Here is an 18319-nt window from a genome sequence, read left to right as displayed (position 1 = left end):
TGCGTGCCGCTCAGGTGCCCGTCAGCTCCGCCACCAGCTCGTCGGCGGCCGCGTACGGGTCGAGGCCGCCCGCCGTGATCCGCTCCGCGAGCGCGTCGAGCCGGCGGTCGCCGCGCAGGTCCCCGATCCGCTCGCGCAGGGCCGTGACCGCGATGGTCTCGACCTCGCGGGCGGCGCGGGCCCGGCGGCGCTCCGCCAGGACCCCGTGCTCCTCCATCCAGGCGCGGTGCTTCTCCAGGGCCTCCACGACCTCGTCGACGCCCTCGCCGCGGGCCGCGACCGTCTTCACGATCGGCGGCCGCCAGTCGCCCGGGCCGCGCGCCTCGCCGAGGCCCAGCATGTGGTTGAGCTCGCGGGCGGTGGCGTCCGCGCCGTCCCGGTCGGCCTTGTTCACCACGTACACGTCGCCGATCTCCAGGATGCCCGCCTTCGCGGCCTGGATGCCGTCGCCCATGCCCGGCGCGAGCAGGACCACGGAGGTGTCGGCCTGGGAGGCGATCTCGACCTCCGACTGGCCGACGCCGACGGTCTCCACGAGGATCACCTCGCAGCCGGCCGCGTCCAGGACGCGGATGGCCTGCGGGGCGGACCAGGCGAGGCCGCCCAGGTGGCCGCGGGTGGCCATGGAGCGGATGTAGACGCCCGGGTCCGAGGCGTGGTCCGACATCCGCACCCGGTCGCCGAGCAGCGCCCCGCCGCTGAACGGGGAGGACGGGTCGACGGCCAGGACGCCGACCCGCCTGCCCGCCCGCCGGTAGGCGGTGACGAGCGCGGACGTCGAGGTGGACTTGCCGACGCCGGGCGAGCCGGTCAGGCCCACCACGTACGCGCCGCCGGTGAGCGGCGCGAGCGCCGCCATCACCTCGCGCAGCTGCGGGGACGCCCCCTCCACGAGCGAGATCAGCCGGGCCACGGCCCGGGGCCTGCCCTCGCGCGCCTGGGCGACGAGTGCGGGGACGTCCACCATGTGCGGAACTCCTTGCCTGGGTGCTTACTTGCCGGAGACGCCGGGCACGCGGACGATCAGGGCGTCGCCCTGGCCGCCGCCGCCGCACAGGGCCGCCGCGCCGACGCCGCCGCCGCGCCGCTTGAGCTCCAGGGCGAGGTGGAGCACGAGCCGGGCGCCGGACATGCCGATCGGGTGGCCGAGCGCGATGGCGCCGCCGTTGACGTTCACCTTGTCGGCGGTGACGCCGAGGTCCTTCATGGACTGGACGGCGACGGCGGCGAAGGCCTCGTTGATCTCGATCAGGTCGAGGTCGCCGACGCTCAGGCCCTCCTTCTTGAGGGCGTGCAGGATCGCGTTGGACGGCTGCGACTGGAGGGAGTTGTCGGGGCCGGCCACGTTGCCGTGGGCGCCGATCTCGGCGATCCACTCCAGGCCCAGCTCCTCGGCCTTGGCCCTGCTCATCACGACGACGGCGGCGGCGCCGTCGGAGATCTGCGAGGAGGTGCCGGCGGTGATCGTGCCGTCCCTGGTGAAGGCCGGGCGGAGCTTGCCGAGGGACTCGGCGGTGGTCTCGGCGCGGATGCCCTCGTCCTTGGCGAAGATCACCGGGTCGCCCTTGCGCTGCGGGATCTCGACCGGGGTGATCTCGGCCTCGAAGACGCCGTTCTTCTGGGCGGCGGCGGCGCGCTGGTGCGAGAGGGCCGCGACCTCGTCCTGCTCGGGGCGCCGGATGCCCAGGCGGGTGTTGTGCTTCTCGGTGGACTCGCCCATGGCGACGCCCTCGAAGGAGTCGGTGAGGCCGTCGTACGCCATGGCGTCGAGCATCTCGATCGCGCCGTACTTGAAGCCCTCGCGGGACTTCGGGAGCAGGTGCGGGGCGTTGGTCATCGACTCCTGGCCGCCGGCGACGACCACGTCGAACTCGCCGGCGCGGATCAGCTGGTCGGCCAGGGCGATGGCGTCGAGCCCGGAGAGGCACACCTTGTTGATGGTGAGGGCCGGGACGTTCATCGGGATGCCGGCCTTGACGGCGGCCTGGCGGGCGGGGATCTGACCGGCGCCCGCCTGGAGCACCTGGCCCATGATCACGTACTGCACCTGGTCGCCGCCGATGCCGGCCCGGTCGAGGGCGGCCTTGATGGCGAAGCCGCCGAGCTCGGCGCCCGAGAAGGACTTGAGCGAGCCGAGCAGGCGACCCATGGGCGTGCGGGCGCCCGCGACGATCACTGAGGTGGTACCGGTCGTTCCAGACATGAGGCACGGCCCCTAGGGATGAGAAGTGAACGAGGGTTTACCGCCAATGTACTGAGCGGCCCGGCGCCCGGTCATCGGCCCGACGGTGTGACGGCGCGCACGTTGCGTAACCACTCCTCCGGGGTTGCACTGGAGCCATGCTGACGCGAATCGACCACATCGGGATCGCCTGTTCCAACCTCGACGCGACCGTCGAGTTCTACCGCGCGACCTATGGCTTCGAGGTCTTCCACACCGAGGTCAACGAGGAGCAGGGCGTCCGCGAGGCCATGCTCAAGATCAACGACACCTCGGACGGCGGGGCCTCCTACCTCCAGCTCCTGGAGCCGACCCGGGAGGACTCGGCGGTGGGCAAGTGGCTCGCCAAGAACGGCGAGGGCGTGCACCACATCGCCTTCGGCACCGCCGACGTCGACGGCGACGCCGAGGCCATCCGCGGCAAGGGCGTCCGGGTCCTCTACGACGAGCCGCGGACCGGCTCCATGGGCTCCCGGATCACCTTCCTCCACCCCAAGGACTGCCACGGCGTCCTCACGGAACTGGTCACCTCGGCGGAGCCGTCGGCTGACCACTCCTCAGCGGAGCACTGACCTCCGGATTCCCGGCCCGGTAGAGTGGGCGGCTCCGGGCCGGGGCCGGTCGGGGCCGCTCCGCGTGGCACCCAAGTCGGGATGTCGGGGTCGTCCGATCTGCCACGATTCCCCGGGGGCCCGTCCCCGGCCGAGGGGGCGGCGCTCGTGAGTGTTGCGACCAGGGTTGGGGTCTCCCCTGCTCGAACGCGTTGAGAGCTCGGGGAAGGATGGACCGCGCAGTGCGGGGCTACGAACGCCAGGAGAGCCACCGAGCTGAAGACGACCATCTCGCCCGGTTCGAAGCCGAGATGGACCGGCTGAAGACCGAGCGGGAGAAGGCCGTCCAGCACGCCGAGGACCTCGGTTACCAGGTCGAGGTCTTGCGCGCCAAGCTCCACGAGGCGCGCCGCACCATCGCGTCCCGGCCCGCGTACGACAGCGCCGACATCGGCTACCAGGCCGAGCAGATGCTGCGCAACGCCCAGGCGCAGGCCGAGCAGCTCCGCCAGGACGCCGAGCGCGAGCTGCGCGAGGCCCGCGCCCAGACCCAGCGCATCCTCCAGGAGCACGCCGAGCACCAGGCGCGGCTCCAGGCCGAGCTGCACAACGAGGCCGTCCAGCGCCGCCAGCAGCTCGACCAGGAGCTGAACGAGCGCCGCCAGACCGTCGAGGCCCACGTCAACGAGAACGTGGCCTGGGCCGAGCAGCTGCGCGCCCGTACGGAGTCCCAGGCCCGCCGGTTGATGGAGGAGTCCCGCGCGGAGGCCGAGCAGGCGCTCGCCACCGCCCGCGCCGAGGCCACCCGGCTCGCGGAGGAGACCAGCCGCCGCGTCGGCGCCGAGGCGGAGGCCGCCCGTGCCGAGGCCGAGGCGATCCTGCTGCGCGCCCGCAAGGACGCCGAGCGGCTCCTCGCCGGCGCCGCGGGGCAGGCCCAGGAGGCCACCAGCCACGCCGAGCAGCTCCGCTCCTCCACCGCCGCCGAGACCGACCAGGCCCGCCGCCAGGCCACCGAGCTGTCCCGCGCCGCCGAACAGCGCATGCAGGAGGCCGAGGAGCGGCTGCGGCTCGCCCGCGCCGAGGCCGAGAAGGCGCTCACCGAGGCCAAGGAGTCCGCCGCCCGGCAGCTCTCCTCCGCCGAGTCGGTCAACGAGCAGCGCACCCGTACGGCCAAGGCGGAGATCGCCCGGCTCGTCGGCGAGGCCACCAAGGAGGCCGAGACCCTCAAGGCCGAGGCCGAGGAGAAGCTGCGCGAGGCGACCGCCGAGGCGGAGAAGCTGGTCGCGGAGGCCTCCGAGAAGGCCCGTACGGCCGCCGCCGAGGACTCCGCCGCCGCGCTCGCCAAGGCCGCCCGCAGCGCCGAGGAGATCCTCACCAAGGCGTCCGAGGACGCCCGGGAGACCACCCGCAAGGCCGCCGAGGAGGCCGAGCGGGTCCGCCGCGAGGCCGAGGCCGAGGCCGACCGGCTGCGCTCCCAGGCCGAGGAGCAGGCGGACGAGCTGCTCGGTTCGGCCAAGGACGACACCAAGGAGTACCGCGCCAAGACCGTCGAGCTCCAGGAGGAGGCGCGGCGGCTGCGCGGCGAGGCCGAGCAGCTGCGCGGCGAGGCCATCGACGAGGGCGAGCGGATCCGCGGCGAGGCCCGCCGCGAGGCCCTCCAGCAGATCGAGGAGGCGGCCAGGACCGCCGAGGAGCTGCTGTCCAAGGCCCGTACGGACGCCGAGGACCTGCGGTCGAAGGCCGGCGCGGAGAGCGAGAAGGTCAAGTCCGAGGCGATGGAGCGCGCCCAGACGCTCCGGGCCCAGGCCGAGGAGACCCTGGAGCGCACCCGCGCCGAGGCCGAGCGGCTGCGCGCCGAGGCCGAGGAGCAGGCCGATGCGGTGCGGACCGCGGCCGAGGCGGCGGCGGCGACGCTGCGCGCGGACGCCGAGCGGGCCGCCGAGGCCCGGCGCGCGGAGGCCGCCGAGGAGCTGGCCCGGCTGCACGCCGAGGCCGGGGCGAAGGTGGCGGCCGCCGGGGAGGAGCTGACCGACGCGCGCGCCGAGGGCGAGCGGATCCGGCGCGAGGCCGCCGAGGAGACGGAGCGGCTGCGGACCGAGGCCGCCGAGCGCATCCGCACCCTCCGGGAGCAGGCCGAGCAGGAGGCCGAGCGGCTGCGGAACGAGGCGGCGGCGGACGCGGGCGCCGCGCGCGCCGAGGCCGAGGCCGTGGCCGTACGGCTGCGTACGGAGGCGTCCGACGAGGCCGAGCGGCTGCGGACCGAGGCCCAGGAGACCGCCGACCGGGTGCGGGCGGAGGCCGGGGCCGCCGCCGAGCGGGTGGCCGCCGAGGCCGCCGAGGCGCTGGCCGCCGCGCAGGAGGAGGCCGTACGGCGCCGCCGGGAGGCCGAGGAGACGCTGGAGTCGGCCCGTTCCGAGGCCGGCCGGGAGCGCGAGCTGGCCCGGGAGCAGTCCGAGGAGCTGCTCGCCGCCGCCCGCAGGCGGGTCGAGGACGCCCAGACCGAGGCGCAGCGCCTGGTCGAGGAGGCGGACGCGCGGGCGACCGAGATGGTCGCGGCGGCCGAGCAGACCGCCCAGGAGGTGCGGGACTCGGTGGCCGGTCTGCGCGAGCAGGCCGAGGAGGAGGTCGCCGGGCTGCGGTCGGCGGCCGAGCACGCCGCCGAGCGGACCCGCACCGAGGCGCAGGAGGAGGCGGACCGGGTCCGCGCCGAGGCGCATCAGGAGCGGGAGCGGGCGGCCGAGGACGCGGCCGGCGTCCGGGCGCGCGCCCAGGAGGAGTCCGAGGCCGCGAAGGCGCTGGCCGAGCGGACGGTCACGGACGCGCTCGCCGAGTCGGAGAAGCTGCGGTCGGACACCGCCGAGTACGCGCAGCGGGTGCGGACCGAGGTGACGGACGCGCTCGCCTCGGCCGAGCAGGACGCGGCCCGTACGCGGGCGGACGCCCGGGACGACGCGAACCGGATCCGTTCGGAGGCCGCGGAGCGGGCCGAGACGGTGGTCGGCGAGGCGCGGGCCGGGGCGGAGCGGCTCACCGCCGAGGCGGTCGAGCTCATGGAGACCACCGAGCAGGACGCCCTGCGCATCCGTACCGAGGCCGAGCAGGTCAAGGCGGACGGCGAGGCGCACGCGGAGGCGCTGCGGGCCGCCGCGCTCGCGGACGGCGAGCAGGTCCTCGACGAGGCCCGCAGGGCCGCCGACAAGCGCCGCGCCGACGCCGCCGAGCAGGCCGACGCGCTCATCGCCGAGGCCACGAGCGAGGCCGAGCGGCTCACCCGCGAGGCGGCCGAACTGGCCGAGCGGGTCACCACGGAGGCGACGGCCGGGGCCGAGCGGCTCACCGCCGAGGCGGTCGAGCTCATGGAGACCACCGAGCAGGACGCCCTGCGCATCCGCGCCGAGGCCGAGCAGGTCAGGACCGACGGCGAGGCGCACGCCCAGGCGCTGCGGGCCGCGGCCCTCGCGGACGGCGAGCAGGTCCTCGACGAGGCCCGCAGGGCCGCCGACAAGCGCCGCAGCGACGCCGCCGAGCAGGCCGACGCGCTCATCGCCGAGGCCACCAGCGAGGCCGAGCGGCTCACCCGCGAGGCGGCCGAACTGGCCGAGTCGGTCGTGGCGGAGGCGCGCGCCGAGGCGGAGGCCACGGTGGGCTCCGCGCGGCGGGACGCCGAGGAGGTCCGCGCCGGGTCGGAGCGGCTGAAGGCGGACGCCGAGGCGGCGGCCGAGCGGATGCGCGCGGAGGCCCGCGAGGAGGCGGACCGGGTCCTGGACGAGGCGCGGGAGGCCGGGGCCAAGAAGCGCGCGGACGCGGCCGAACAGGCGGACCAGCTCGTCGCCAAGGCCCAGGAGGAGGCGCTGCGCGCCACCACGGAGGCCGAGTCGCAGGCGGACCTGATGGTCGGCGCGGCCCGCAAGGAGGCCGGGCGGATCGTCGCCGAGGCGACCGTCGAGGGCAACTCCCTGGTGGAGAAGGCCCGTACGGACGCGGACGAGCTCCTGGTCGGGGCGCGCAGCGACGCGACCGCGATAAGGGAGCGGGCCGAGGAGCTGCGGGGCCGGATCGAGGGCGAGATCGAGGAGCTGCACGAGCGGGCGCGGCGCGAGACGGCCGAGCAGATGAAGACGGCCGGCGAGCGGGTCGACAAGCTGGTGAAGGCGGCGACGGAGCAGCGCGCCGAGGCCGAGGAGAAGGCGAAGGAGCTGGTCTCCGACGCGAGTTCGGAGGCGAGCAAGGTCCGGATCGCCGCGGTGCGGAAGGCCGACGGGCTCCTCAAGGAGGCCGAGCAGAAGAAGGCGTCGCTCGTCGCGGAGGCCGAGGCCATCAAGGCGGAAGCCCAGCGGATCCGGGCCGAGGCCGAGGCCGAGGCGGCGGAGACGATCGCGGAGGGCAAGCGCGAGCTGGAGGTGCTCGTGCGCCGGCGCAAGGACATCAACGCCGAGATCTCCCGTGTCCAGGACGTCCTGGAGGCGTTGGAGTCTTTCGAGACCCCGGGCGGCGGGAAGTCCTCCGGTTCGGTGGGCGCGAGAGCGGGGGCCTCGGCGGGTTCCACCCGGACGAGTGGCAAGTCCCAGGACGGCTAGCCACTCAAAAGGCTGGACATTCTCCCGACCAAACAGGCATACGCTCGATGACACGCCGCTTCGGCCCCTAGGATTCCCTCTAACACCTCACCGGTCTCATTCGACAGGAACCCCATGAGCGACACTTCCTCCCCCTTCGGCTTCGAGCTCGTGCGGCGCGGTTACGACCGCGGTCAGGTGGACGACCGCATTACCAAGCTCGTGGCCGACCGCGACAGTGCTCTTTCGCGCATCACCTCTCTGGAGAAGCGCATCGAGGAGCTCCACCTCGAAACGCAGAACGCCCAGGCACAGGTCACCGACGCCGAGCCGTCGTACGCGGGGCTCGGCGCCCGGGTCGAGAAGATCCTCCGGCTCGCCGAGGAGGAGGCGAAGGACCTGCGCGAGGAGGCCCGTCGCGCCGCCGAGCAGCACCGCGAGCTGGCCGAGTCGGCCGCCCAGCAGGTGCGCAACGACGCGGAGTCGTTCGCGGTGGACCGCAAGGCCAAGGCCGAGGACGAGGGCGTCCGGATCGTCGAGAAGGCGCAGGGCGAGGCCAACTCGCTGCGTGCCGAGGCGCAGAAGGACGCGCAGTCGAAGCGTGAGGAGGCGGACGCCCTCTTCGAGGAGACCCGTGCCAAGGCCGCCCAGGCCGCCGCGGACTTCGAGACCAACCTGGCGAAGCGCCGCGAGCAGTCGGAGCGGGACCTGGCCTCCCGTCAGGCGAAGGCCGAGAAGCGCCTGGCGGAGATCGAGCACCGGGCCGAGCAGCTCCGCCTGGAGGCCGAGAAGCTGCGTACGGACGCGGAGCGCCGGGCCCGCCAGACGGTGGAGACCGCGCAGCGCCAGGCCGAGGACATCGTGGCCGACGCGAACGCCAAGGCCGACCGCATCCGCAGCGAATCGGAGCGCGAGCTCGCGGCCCTGACGAACCGCCGGGACTCGATCAACGCGCAGCTGACCAACGTCCGCGAGATGCTGGCGACGCTGACCGGTGCCGCGGTGGCGGCGGCCGGCTCCCCGATCGACGACGAGCGCCAGACCGGCGTCCCGGCCCAGCAGACGCGGTAACGACCGTCCGGGCGACGGCCCGGTCACGTCTCGCGAAACCCTCCGTCATTCCGGTGGCGGGGGGTTTCGCGCGCCCGTAGGTTGTACGCATGATCGAGCTGGAGGGCCTGACCAAGCGCTACGGGACGAAGACCGCGGTCGACCACCTCTCCTTCCAGGTGCGGCCCGGTGTGGTGACCGGCTTCCTCGGGCCGAACGGGGCGGGCAAGTCGACGACGATGCGGATGATGCTGGATCTGGACAACCCGACGAGCGGGACGGTCCGGATCGACGGGAGGCACTACCGGGAGCTGCACGAACCCCTGAAGCACATCGGGGCGCTGCTCGACGCCAAGGCGATGCACGGCGGCCGCTCGGCGTACAACAACCTGCTGTGCCTGGCGCAGTCGAACCGCATCCCGCCGAGCCGGGTGGACGAGGTGCTCGCCCTGGTGGGACTGACGCCGGTCGCGCGGAAGAAGTCGAAGGGTTTCTCCCTCGGCATGGGGCAGCGGCTCGGCATCGCCTCGGCGCTCCTCGGTGATCCCGAGATCCTGATGTTCGACGAACCCGTCAATGGTCTGGACCCCGAGGGAATTCACTGGATCCGCAATCTCATGAAGGCGTTGGCGGCCGAAGGCCGGACGATCTTCGTTTCCAGCCATCTGATGAGTGAAATGGCGCTGACGGCCGATCACCTGATCGTGATCGGACAGGGAAAACTGCTGGCCGACACGTCGATGGCGGATTTCATCCAGCAGAATTCCCGGAGTTATGCACGCTTGCGTTCACCGCAGCAGGAACGGCTGCGGGACGTGCTGCACGCCAACGGATTCGTCGTGGTCGAGGCGGACGGCGGCGCCCTGGAGGTGGACGGGGCGACGACCGAGAAGCTGGGCGAGCTGGCGGCGGAGAACGGGCTCGTCCTGCACGAGCTGAGCTCCCAGCGCGCCTCGCTCGAAGAGGCGTTCATGCAGATGACGGCGGGCGCGGTGGAGTACCACGCGCACGGCACCGACGTACACGGCGGCGCGGCGGCGCCCGGCCCCCGCTGGGGCGCGACCTCCGAGGGAGACTGAACGATGGCAGTGGCGTCCGCGGTCCTCCGGTCCGAGTGGACCAAGATCCGGACGGTGTCGTCGACCGTCTGGACGCTGGCGAGCGCGCTGCTCGTCACGGTGGCGATGGGCGCGGCCCTGTCCGCGGTCCTGGCGTCGCAGTTCGACGACCTGGGCGAGGCCGAGCGCCTCACCTTCGACCCGACCCTGGTCAGCTTCTCCGGGACCGCCCTGGGGCAGCTGGCGATGGTGGTCTTCGGCGTCCTGGTGGTGGGGACCGAGTACTCCTCCGGCATGATCCGCACCTCGCTGGCGGCCGTGCCGCGGCGGGGGACGTTCCTCTTCTCGAAGATCGCGGTGGCGGGCGTGCTCGCGCTCCTGGTGGGGCTGGTGACGAGCTTCCTCACCTTCTTCCTGGGGCAGGCGCTGCTCGGCGACCACGGGACCACGATCGGCGCGGAGAACGTGCTGCGGGCGGTGGTCGGCGGCGGGATCTACATGGGCCTGATCGCGGTCTTCTCCATGGGGGTGACGGCGATGCTGCGCTCGTCGATGCTCTCGCTCGGCATCCTGATGCCCTTCTTCTTCCTCGTCTCGAACATCCTCGCGGCGGTGCCGAAGGCCAAGGAGGTGGCCCGCTACTTCCCGGACCAGGCCGGATCGAAGATCATGCAGGTCGTGCCGGGCGCCATGGACTCGGACAAGGCTCCGTACGGTCCGTGGGGCGGGCTCGGGATCATGCTGCTCTGGGTGGCCGCGGCGCTCCTCGGCGGCTACCTGGTGCTGCGGAAGCGGGACGCCTGACCCCGGGTCCGCTCCCCCGGTTTTCGCCGGAACCGTCAACGGCTGGATAAGCTCCTAGCTCATACGGGGGGCTCCGGCCGACGGACGTCGCGCCCCGGCACGGATGCGACCGACCTGTCGATGGGGCTGCAGAATGATCGAGGCAGTCGGCCTGACGAAGCGCTACGGCGCCAAGACGGCCGTGTACGACCTTTCCTTCCGGGTGAGGCCCGGCGTGGTCACCGGCTTCCTGGGGCCCAACGGCTCCGGCAAGTCGACGACGATGCGGATGATCCTCGGGCTCGACCGGCCCTCCGCGGGCCACGTGACGATCGGCGGCCACCCCTTCCGGCAGCTGCCGAACGCGCCCCGGCAGGTGGGCGCGCTCCTCGACGCCAAGGCCGTGCACGGCGGTCGGAGCGCGCGCAGCCACCTGCTGTCCCTCGCCCAGCTCGCCGGCATCCCGGCGCAGCGGGTCGACGAGGTCCTCGGCGTGGTCGGCCTCCAGGACGTGGCCAAGCGGCGCTCGAAGGGCTTCTCGCTCGGCATGGGCCAGCGGCTCGGCATCGCGGCGGCGCTCCTCGGCGACCCGCAGGTGCTGCTCTTCGACGAGCCGGTCAACGGTCTGGACCCCGAGGGCATCCTCTGGGTGCGCAACCTCATGAAGAAGCTGGCCGCGGAGGGCCGGACGGTCTTCGTCTCCAGTCACCTCATGAGCGAGATGGCGCTGACGGCCGACCACCTGATCGTGATCGGCCGGGGGCAGCTGCTCGCGGACATGAGCGTCAAGGACTTCATCTCGGCCAACTCCGCCGACTTCGCCCGGGTGCGGACGCCGGGGACCGAGCCGGCGCAGCGGGAGAAGCTGACGGCGGCCCTGACGGAGGCCGGCGGCCAGGTCCTCTCCGAGCCGGACGGGGCGCTGCGGGTGACGGGCCTGCCGCTGCCGAGGATCAGCGACCTGGCGCACGACGCGGACGTACGGCTCTGGGAGCTGTCCCCGCACCAGGCGTCCCTGGAGGAGGCGTACATGCGCCTGACGCAGGGCGCCGTGGACTACCGCTCCACCGACGACCGGCTCGCCCACCTCCGGCCGCCGCTCCAGCCCGGGCAGGCGGGGTACGGGGTGCCGCCGCAGCCGGTGGTCCAGGACGTGCCGCAGCAGGGCTGGTACGCCCCGCCGCCGCCCGGGCAGAACCCGTACGCCACGGCACCGCAGGCACCCGGCGCACCCGGCCACGCGCCCGCGCCGCATCCGTACGCCCCTCCGGCCCAGCCGCCGGGCGCCCCCCGGCCGAGCGACACCCCCAAGGACGCCCGATGACCGCCCCCGCCCATCCGCAGTACGCCCCGGCGCCGCACGCCTACGTCTCCCCCATCCCGGTCCGCCGGGCGCACCTCGGGGACGCCCTCGCCTCCGAGTGGACGAAGATCCGCTCGGTGCGCTCCACGGTGTGGACGCTCGGCGTCATGGTCCTGCTGATGCTGGCCATCGGCCTGGGCGTGGCGGCCATCGCCTCGACCGCCGAGGCGTCGACGGGCGAGGAGTCGGCACTCGCCTTCGGCTTCTTCGGGATGCTGCCGGCGTCGATCTGCGTGATCACGCTCGGGGTGCTCACGATCGCCTCGGAGTACGGCACGGGCATGATCCGCACGACGCTGACGGCGTGCCCGAGCCGGGCCCGGGTCCTGACGGCGAAGGCGATCGTCTTCTTCGCGCTGGTCTTCACGGTCACCACGGTGGTGGCGACGCTGGTCGCCCTGATGCAGGTCGCCATGGTGGACGGGGCGGAGCCGACGGGCAGCGAGTGGCTGCGCGCGACGGTCGGCGCGGGCGCCTACCTGGCCGCGCTCGGTCTGCTGTCGCTGGCGATCGGCACGGTCATCCGGCACTCGGCGGGCGCGATCACGGTGATGATCGGTCTGCTGCTCCTGCCGCTGGTGGCGGCCCTGTTCATGTTCTCCGAGGCGCTGAAGTCGGTGCAGGAGTGGCTGTTCACGTACGCGATCCCGTCGCAGATGATCGCGCTCTACAGCTCGCGGCCGCCGTTCGGCGAGGACGGTCCGGCGGGCTGGGAGCCGCTGCTGATCATGGGCGGCACGGCGGCGGTGGCGCTGGCCGGTGCCTACGCCCTGCTGAACAGCCGGGACGTGTAGCCGGTCCGGTGCTCCTCAGTACCTCGGCGCGTTGCGGGACCGCTGCACCCGGCTGGTGCGGCGGTCCTTCGCGTTCCAGCAGGCCTTGTGCCAGTGGCGCCGGTCGTCCACTCCCCCGTACTCCGGCCAGGCGACCACGTGCGGGGCGCCGGGCGGGATCTCCTGGTCGCAGCCCGGGCAGCGGTAGCGCTTGCCGGGCGCGCTGGCCCCGGCGACGAGGCGGACGTACCACTCCTCGCCCTGCCAGCTCTCGGTGCCCTGCGCCCCGCCGTACCGGTCGCCGTGGTCGTCCTGCGGCGCGGGCTTCTCGCGGTCTCGGGCGCGGTTGTGACGCGGGGACACGGGCACACCTCACGGGATCGGGGAACACGGACGGTTCCCTCCAGCCTACGGGCCGCCACGCGGTGCCCCGGGCCCGGTGGGCCGGGGGCCGGTCGAAAATCGCAAGAACTTCATGAACGGCCGTTGCCTTTGGCACGTGTCAGGCGTTGGTGCCAGTGCGAGGGGGAGATTCGCGTCGGCCGCAAGGAGGCACAAGGCGATGCGCGTGGGTACGTTCGTTCTGGCCGCCCAGTTCCCGGGCCAGGGGCAGGGTGAGGTGCTGCACCGGGCGGTGCGGACCGCCGAGGTCGCCGAGGAGGCGGGGCTCGACTCCGTCTGGCTCGCCGAGCACCACTTCGTGCCGTACGGGGTGTGTCCCTCGGCCGTGACGCTGGCGGCGCTGCTCCTCGGCCGCACCCGGCGGCTGCGGGTCGGCACGGCGGTGAGCGTGCTGCCGACCGTGCACCCGGTCGCCCTGGGCGAGCAGGCGGCGCTGCTGCACCTCACCTCGGGCGGCAGGTTCACCCTCGGGGTGGGCCGGGGCGGGCCGTGGGTCGACCTGGAGGTGTTCGGCGCGGGTCTGGAGGCGTACGAGAAGGGGTTCCCCGCCTCGCTCGACCTGCTGCTCCGCTGGCTGACCGAGCCGCGCGTCGGCGCCGAGGGGGAACGGTTCTCCTTCCGGGAGGTGCCGGTGGTGCCCCGGCCGGACGAGCTGATCGGCGGGGAGCCGGCCCCGGAGGTGGTGGTGGCGTGCACCTCGCCGAAGAGCGTGCGGCTGGCGGCCGAGCGCGGCCTGCCGATGCTGCTCGGGATGCACTGCGGCGACGAGGACAAGGCCGAGATGGTCGCGGCCTGGACGCGCTGGTCGCGGGAGTCCGGGCGGGGCCCGGACGAGACGGCCCGGATCGGCTCCCACCACGTGTCGGCGGGCGTGGCCCAGCTGGCGGACCGGCGCGAGGACGCGGTCGAGGCGCTGGTGAAGGCGATGCCCGGCTGGCTGAGGCAGGGGCTCGACGCGCACGTGACGGTGGACGGCCGGCACCGGTCGATGCGGGACCCCGTGGCGTACACGGAGCTGCTGTGCGGGCTGCACCCGGTGGGCACGCCCCGGCTCGCGGCGGACCGGCTGGCGGCGACGGCGGAGCGCACGGGCATCACGCGCTTCGCCCTGCTCGCGGAGGGCTCGGGCGACCTCGCGGCGACCGAGGAGAACGTCCGGCGCCTGGGCGCGGAGGTCCTGCCGCTCGTGGTGTGAGGCGGTGCGGTTCTGTTCTTCCGGTGACCGTGCTGCCGCTCCGGCATCCCTTCGCGCCGGTGCGCGTCGACCCGCACCGGCCCCCTTCTCCCGCGACGGGGAGCGGCAGCACCGTGTCTCAGCAGTCGCGCAGTTCCGGGGACTGGTTCAGGAGCTGTCCCCTGATGGAGGTGAAGCGGGCGAGCCTCTCGTCCACCGCCGGGTCCAGCGGGAAGACCGCCACCCGGTGGCAGTTCTGGAAGGCGAGACGCACGCCGAAGTGCCGCTGCAGGGCGCCACGAATGGCGTCGCTCGCGAGCGCGCGCAGCAGCTGACCGCGTGCCTGCTCGTTCGGCGGCGGCGTCTGGTTGTCGGCGAACTCTCCGCCGTCGACCTTCAGCTGGGCCACCAGAGAGCTGATCATCTCCCATGCGTAGGGCAGGGAGGTCCGGACGCAGTCGACGAAGTCGGCTTCGTCGACCTCGCCTCGCTCGGCCTGTTCCAACAGGGCCGGTGAGACGTCGAGCGACATGGGTTCTCCTCTCGCGACCCCGCGGGCGGGGTCTTGCGGGCAGGGCCGAAGGCCGGGCCGTGCGCCACGCAGCGTGCACGGACGACGACCTCCAGCTTCCACGGTAAGCGCGCAGTCCTGGCCGCACCAGAAGATGGGGAACACAACCGGCTGATAACCGACGGGTGTTCGGCTCATGAAGATCCCTGTCCGGGGTCCGGTCATCACCCGGCCGCCGACCGACCACCACCCGGCCTCCGCCCGAATCGCGCGGAGGAGCGCCCGTCTTGTAGCGTTGCCGACCATGCGTCTCGTCATTGCCCGCTGTTCCGTCGACTACGCGGGCCGGCTCACCGCCCACCTGCCCTCCGCGCCCCGTCTGATCCTGGTCAAGGCAGACGGCAGCGTCTCCATCCACGCGGACGACCGGGCGTACAAACCGCTCAACTGGATGTCCCCTCCGTGCACGCTGAAGGAGGGCGTGGACACCGAGGCCGGCGTCTGGACCGTGATCAACAAAGCGGGCGAGAAACTGATCATCACGATGGAGGAGATCCTCCACGACTCCTCGCACGAGCTGGGCGTGGACCCGGGCCTCATCAAGGACGGAGTGGAGGCGCACCTCCAGGAGCTGCTCGCCGACCGCATCGAGACCCTCGGCGCGGGCTACTCCCTGATCCGCCGCGAGTACCCGACCGCGATCGGCCCCGTGGACATCCTGTGCCGGGACTCGGACGGCGCGACGGTCGCGGTGGAGATCAAGCGGCGCGGCGAGATCGACGGCGTCGAGCAGCTCACCCGCTACTTGGAGCTGCTCAACCGCGATCCGCACCTGGCGCCGGTGAAGGGCGTCTTCGCGGCGCAGGAGATCAAGCCGCAGGCGCGGGTGCTCGCGACGGACCGCGGCATCGGCTGCGTGGTCCTGGACTACGACGCCCTGCGCGGCATCGAGGACGACAAGCTGCGGCTGTTCTAGGGCCTGTCCGACCCTGGTCCGCCGGACAGGCCCCAGGAGCGGCGGTACGGCGGAAGGGGCCGGCCCCGGGTGCGGTGGACGCGCCCGGGGCCGGCCCCTTTCCCGTGTGCCGGTACGGGGTCAGGCGGGGGTCTCCGTGGCGGTGGAGCCCGCGGGGGCGGGCGGGCCGCCGAGGGAGGCGGAGGCGGAGTTGCTGGGGCTGCCCTCCTGGGACGTGGAGGTGCTCGGCTCCGGGTCCGGTTCGGTGGTCGGCGGGGTCGCCGGAGTCGTCGGGGGGTCGACCGGGGGCTTCGTCGGCGGCTTCGTCGTCTTCGTCGGCGAGGTGGTCGGCTTCGGGGACGTCGTCGTCGGGTCCGGCGTGGTCGGTCCCGTCGGCGGCGTCGCGGGCCGTGTCGTCCCCGTCGGGTCCGTCGTGGACGACGGGTCGTCCGAGGGCGAGGAGGAGGGCGGGCCGCTGGTGGTGCCGGGGCTCGTGGAGGAGGACGGCGGGGCGCCGCCGGAGCCGGAGGGGCCCGGGGTGCCGGAGCCGGTGGGCGCGGCCGTCTCCCCCGGTGCGGCGTCCTCGGGCGTCCCGTCGGCGTCGGTCTCCTCGTCGGGGACGCCCTGGGTCGGGGTGCTGTCGGAGGTGACGCGCTGCGGGGTCGGGTCCTCGGCGTTGCCGGAGGTGGCGCCGAGGGTCACGACGGTGCCGAGGACGGCGACGAGGAGGGCGCCCGCGCCGACGGCGACGAGGTTGCGGCGGGCGCCGTGGAGGATGCCGGTTCCGAGGCCGGGGCGGCCGTCCCCCCGGACGGGGACGGGGACGGGGCGCGTGGCGGGCGCCGGGCCCTTGTCGGCGAAGCCGGGGAAGTCGGGGAAGGAGGAGGCCGGGCTCCGCACGGGTCCGCCGGGCAGCGGGGCCGTGACCGGCTCCGGGGCCGGGAGGGCGGCGGGGCGGGCGGCCGGGGTGCCGCGCGGCGGGGAGACCGGCTCCTCGGCGCGGGGCGGGGCCGGGACGGCGTGGTCTCCGGAGAGGTCGGCGACGAGGGCGAGCGCCCGGCGGCCGGCGACGGTGCCGCGCTTGTCGGCGAGCACCCCGCGCATGCCGATGGAGGCCTCCAGTTCGGCGCGGGCCCGCTCCAGGTTGCCCGCGCAGATCGCGAGGACGCCGAGCTCGTGGTGGAAGTAGGCCTCCTCCGCGACGTCCCCGGTCAGCCGGGCGGCCTCCTGTCCGGCGCGCAGGGCCCGCTCCCAGGCGCCCCAGTGGAGTCCGGCGGCGAAGGCGGGGGCGGCGGCGCGGGCGAGGAGGACGGCGGTGGCCCGGCGCTCGGCCTCGGGCTCGGTGCCGTTGGCGTTCCCGTTCCCGTTCCCGTTGCCGGTGAGGAGCGCGGTGAGGGCGGCGAGCAGGGCGTCGGCCTCGGCGGCGGCCCGCTCGGGGGTGACGGAGGGGTGGGCGGCCCACCAGGCGTAGTGCTGGGCGGCGGTGTGGGCGCGGTCGGCGGCCTCGTGCTCGTACCCCTGGGCGAGGAGCTGGGTGAGGACCCCGGCGGCGAGCCGGTAGCGGGGGCCGGCCGGGGAGAGCAGGCCGCAGGCCATGAGTTCGCCGAGGGCGGCGTCGGCGTGGGTGTCGCCGACCAGGGCCGGCAGGTGGGCCTGGTGCGGGAGTTCGCCGCCGAGGGCGACGGCGAAGCGCAGGGCGGTCTGGGCGGAGCGGCTGAGCCGGGAGGCGAGGAGGCCCGCGGGGGCGGCGCCCTCGCCGAGGGTGGGCAGGGGTATCTCGCGCAGTTCGACGTCGGGGTCGTCGACGCCGTCGAAGGCGGCGGCCGCGGCCTTCGCCGCCGCCGCGGGGTCGGTGGGTCCGAAGGCCTCTTCGAGGGCGCCGAAGGCGTCGAACTCGGCGGGGGTGACGCGCAGTCGGTCGCGCTGGCGGAGCAGGGCGCCGGCCTGGACGAAGCGGAGGGGCAGGCCCTCGGACTCGAACCACAGGTCGCCGGCCCAGTTCGCCTCCTCGTCGGTGAGGGTGCGGCCGACGGCGCTCTCCAGGAGTTCGAGGGCGGGGCCGCGGCCGAGGCCGGCGAGGAGGACCTCCTCCAGGTGGGTGCCGGCCGAGGGGGCGGGGGTGTCGGGGGTCACGGCGAGCAGGAAGGCGCACTCGGGGGCGGCGGCGAGGAGTTCGTCGAGGGCGGCGCCGCCGAACTCCAGGTCGTCGACGACGACCACGGCGCCGGCGTCGCGGAGCCGTGCGAGGAGTTCGGGCCGGTCGGGACGGTGGCCGGGGGCGTACCGGACGGCGGCGAAGAGTTCGTGGAGGAGTTCGCCGGGGGTGCGGTGGTGGCCGGAGAGGCGGACGACGCCGTCGGGGGCGAGGTCGGCGCAGTCGGCGGCGACCGCGTCGAGGAGGGCGGTGCGGCCGGAGCCGGGGACGCCGAGCAGCCGGGCGGAGCGGCCCCGGCCGAGGACGGCGGTGAGCCGCTCGCGCTCCTCCTGGCGTTCGAGGAGCGGCAGGACGGGGGCGGCGGGGCCGGGCGGTACGGGCGGGGCGAGGGCGCGGGCGGCCTCGGCGCGCTCCTCGGGGGTGCGGGGGCGGGGGGCCTCCGGCTCCTGTCCGGGCGGGCAGGGCTCGATCTCGCTGCCGTCGACGGGGTTGACGGTGAGGAGGAGCTCGCCGGAGACGAGCCGGACGACGCGGGCGCGCGCGGGCGCGGCCGCGGGTGCGGGCACGCCGCGGCCCTGACGGGCCTCCTCGCCCTCGGTGTCGTGACCGTACTCCTCCGACCCAGAGTTGATCGGGTCCATGGTCCTAGCCCCCAAGAAGCGGTGTGCGGGCCCGCCGGGTGGGTCGCGTCCTCGTGCGGACGGCCAATGTGCGGACGGCCGAAACCCTAGACCGTGGCCGGACGGCCGGGAACAGTCGGGGTGGTC

General features: G+C 74.2%; 14 protein-coding genes. 9 read left to right on the top strand and 5 right to left on the bottom strand.

Annotation, left to right across the window (positions count from 1 at the left end):
- Nucleotides 1-10: 10 nt before the first annotated feature.
- Together meaB and ACIP5O_RS07110 are read right to left on the bottom strand one after the other, a co-directional pair.
- A complete protein-coding gene (meaB, locus tag ACIP5O_RS07115; protein WP_401289561.1) occupies nucleotides 11-967 on the bottom strand; it encodes a methylmalonyl Co-A mutase-associated GTPase MeaB in 957 nt (318 codons plus the stop codon).
- Nucleotides 968-991: 24 nt separating this feature from the next.
- Nucleotides 992-2203 (bottom strand): acetyl-CoA C-acetyltransferase, encoded by a 1212-nt coding sequence (locus ACIP5O_RS07110; RefSeq protein WP_401289558.1) that lies wholly within the window; start codon nucleotides 2201-2203, stop codon nucleotides 992-994.
- A 137-nt stretch (nucleotides 2204-2340) separates the two neighbouring features.
- Between ACIP5O_RS07110 and mce the strand changes: the two genes are divergently transcribed.
- From mce to ACIP5O_RS07075, 7 genes are all read left to right on the top strand, one after another.
- Nucleotides 2341-2793, top strand: coding sequence for a methylmalonyl-CoA epimerase (gene mce, locus ACIP5O_RS07105; RefSeq protein ID WP_356542784.1), 453 nt, complete (start codon nucleotides 2341-2343; stop codon nucleotides 2791-2793).
- 221 nt (nucleotides 2794-3014) lie between these two features.
- Complete coding sequence (gene scy / locus ACIP5O_RS07100) at nucleotides 3015-7349, top strand: polarized growth protein Scy (protein WP_401290168.1); 4335 nt, start codon at nucleotides 3015-3017, stop codon at nucleotides 7347-7349.
- A 114-nt stretch (nucleotides 7350-7463) separates the two neighbouring features.
- Nucleotides 7464-8399: a cellulose-binding protein gene (locus ACIP5O_RS07095; protein WP_356542780.1), complete on the top strand. Its 936-nt coding sequence runs from the start codon at nucleotides 7464-7466 to the stop codon at nucleotides 8397-8399.
- An 89-nt stretch (nucleotides 8400-8488) separates the two neighbouring features.
- Entirely contained in the window at nucleotides 8489-9457 is a 969-nt protein-coding gene (locus tag ACIP5O_RS07090; protein WP_401289555.1) for an ABC transporter ATP-binding protein, read from the top strand.
- Nucleotides 9458-9460: 3 nt separating this feature from the next.
- Entirely contained in the window at nucleotides 9461-10240 is a 780-nt protein-coding gene (locus ACIP5O_RS07085; RefSeq protein ID WP_356542776.1) for an ABC transporter permease, read from the top strand.
- Nucleotides 10241-10373: 133 nt separating this feature from the next.
- Nucleotides 10374-11543 (top strand): ABC transporter ATP-binding protein, encoded by a 1170-nt coding sequence (locus ACIP5O_RS07080; RefSeq protein ID WP_401289552.1) that lies wholly within the window; start codon nucleotides 10374-10376, stop codon nucleotides 11541-11543.
- Nucleotides 11540-12376 carry an ABC transporter permease subunit gene (locus ACIP5O_RS07075; protein ID WP_401289549.1) on the top strand — a complete coding sequence of 279 codons (837 nt, stop codon included), beginning with the start codon at nucleotides 11540-11542 and terminating at the stop codon, nucleotides 12374-12376. The genes ACIP5O_RS07080 and ACIP5O_RS07075 overlap by 4 nt, the downstream gene beginning before the upstream one ends.
- 15 nt (nucleotides 12377-12391) lie before the next feature.
- Here the strand turns inward: ACIP5O_RS07075 and ACIP5O_RS07070 are convergent, their stop codons facing one another.
- Nucleotides 12392-12718, bottom strand: a complete 327-nt coding sequence (locus tag ACIP5O_RS07070; RefSeq protein WP_401289547.1) for an ATP/GTP-binding protein — start codon at nucleotides 12716-12718, stop codon at nucleotides 12392-12394.
- Nucleotides 12719-12917: 199 nt separating this feature from the next.
- Between ACIP5O_RS07070 and ACIP5O_RS07065 the strand changes: the two genes are divergently transcribed.
- Nucleotides 12918-13952 carry an LLM class flavin-dependent oxidoreductase gene (locus tag ACIP5O_RS07065; protein ID WP_401289544.1) on the top strand — a complete coding sequence of 345 codons (1035 nt, stop codon included), beginning with the start codon at nucleotides 12918-12920 and terminating at the stop codon, nucleotides 13950-13952.
- A gap of 118 nt (nucleotides 13953-14070) precedes the next feature.
- On the opposite strand, the gene ACIP5O_RS07060 is transcribed toward ACIP5O_RS07065, so the two are convergent.
- Nucleotides 14071-14463 (bottom strand): SCO5389 family protein, encoded by a 393-nt coding sequence (locus ACIP5O_RS07060; RefSeq protein ID WP_356542766.1) that lies wholly within the window; start codon nucleotides 14461-14463, stop codon nucleotides 14071-14073.
- A gap of 283 nt (nucleotides 14464-14746) precedes the next feature.
- Here ACIP5O_RS07060 and nucS point away from each other — a divergent pair, with 283 nt between their 5' ends.
- Nucleotides 14747-15418: an endonuclease NucS gene (gene nucS, locus ACIP5O_RS07055; RefSeq protein WP_356542764.1), complete on the top strand. Its 672-nt coding sequence runs from the start codon at nucleotides 14747-14749 to the stop codon at nucleotides 15416-15418.
- Nucleotides 15419-15538: 120 nt separating this feature from the next.
- On the opposite strand, the gene ACIP5O_RS07050 is transcribed toward nucS, so the two are convergent.
- Nucleotides 15539-18193, bottom strand: a complete 2655-nt coding sequence (locus ACIP5O_RS07050; RefSeq protein WP_401289541.1) for an ATP-binding protein — start codon at nucleotides 18191-18193, stop codon at nucleotides 15539-15541.
- Nucleotides 18194-18319 lie beyond the last annotated feature (126 nt).

This window comes from Streptomyces sp. NPDC088915, from assembly GCF_044749825.1.
Lineage (GTDB): Bacteria > Actinomycetota > Actinomycetes > Streptomycetales > Streptomycetaceae > Streptomyces.
Note: the sequence above shows the minus strand (reverse complement) of the source record. Positions and strands in the feature narration are given on the sequence as shown.

Excerpts from the sequence above, each read along its gene's own strand:
- ACIP5O_RS07095 (WP_356542780.1), top strand. The coding sequence starts at position 7,464 with ATGAGCGACACTTCCTCCCCCTTCGGCTTCGAGCTCGTGCGGCGCGGT.
- ACIP5O_RS07065 (WP_401289544.1), top strand. The coding sequence starts at position 12,918 with ATGCGCGTGGGTACGTTCGTTCTGGCCGCCCAGTTCCCGGGCCAGGGG.
- meaB (WP_401289561.1), bottom strand. The coding sequence starts at position 967 with ATGGTGGACGTCCCCGCACTCGTCGCCCAGGCGCGCGAGGGCAGGCCC.
- ACIP5O_RS07050 (WP_401289541.1), bottom strand. The coding sequence starts at position 18,193 with ATGGACCCGATCAACTCTGGGTCGGAGGAGTACGGTCACGACACCGAG.
- ACIP5O_RS07080 (WP_401289552.1), top strand. The coding sequence starts at position 10,374 with ATGATCGAGGCAGTCGGCCTGACGAAGCGCTACGGCGCCAAGACGGCC.
- ACIP5O_RS07060 (WP_356542766.1), bottom strand. The coding sequence starts at position 14,463 with ATGTCGCTCGACGTCTCACCGGCCCTGTTGGAACAGGCCGAGCGAGGC.
- ACIP5O_RS07090 (WP_401289555.1), top strand. The coding sequence starts at position 8,489 with ATGATCGAGCTGGAGGGCCTGACCAAGCGCTACGGGACGAAGACCGCG.
- ACIP5O_RS07075 (WP_401289549.1), top strand. The coding sequence starts at position 11,540 with ATGACCGCCCCCGCCCATCCGCAGTACGCCCCGGCGCCGCACGCCTAC.
- mce (WP_356542784.1), top strand. The coding sequence starts at position 2,341 with ATGCTGACGCGAATCGACCACATCGGGATCGCCTGTTCCAACCTCGAC.
- ACIP5O_RS07085 (WP_356542776.1), top strand. The coding sequence starts at position 9,461 with ATGGCAGTGGCGTCCGCGGTCCTCCGGTCCGAGTGGACCAAGATCCGG.
- nucS (WP_356542764.1), top strand. The coding sequence starts at position 14,747 with ATGCGTCTCGTCATTGCCCGCTGTTCCGTCGACTACGCGGGCCGGCTC.
- ACIP5O_RS07110 (WP_401289558.1), bottom strand. The coding sequence starts at position 2,203 with ATGTCTGGAACGACCGGTACCACCTCAGTGATCGTCGCGGGCGCCCGC.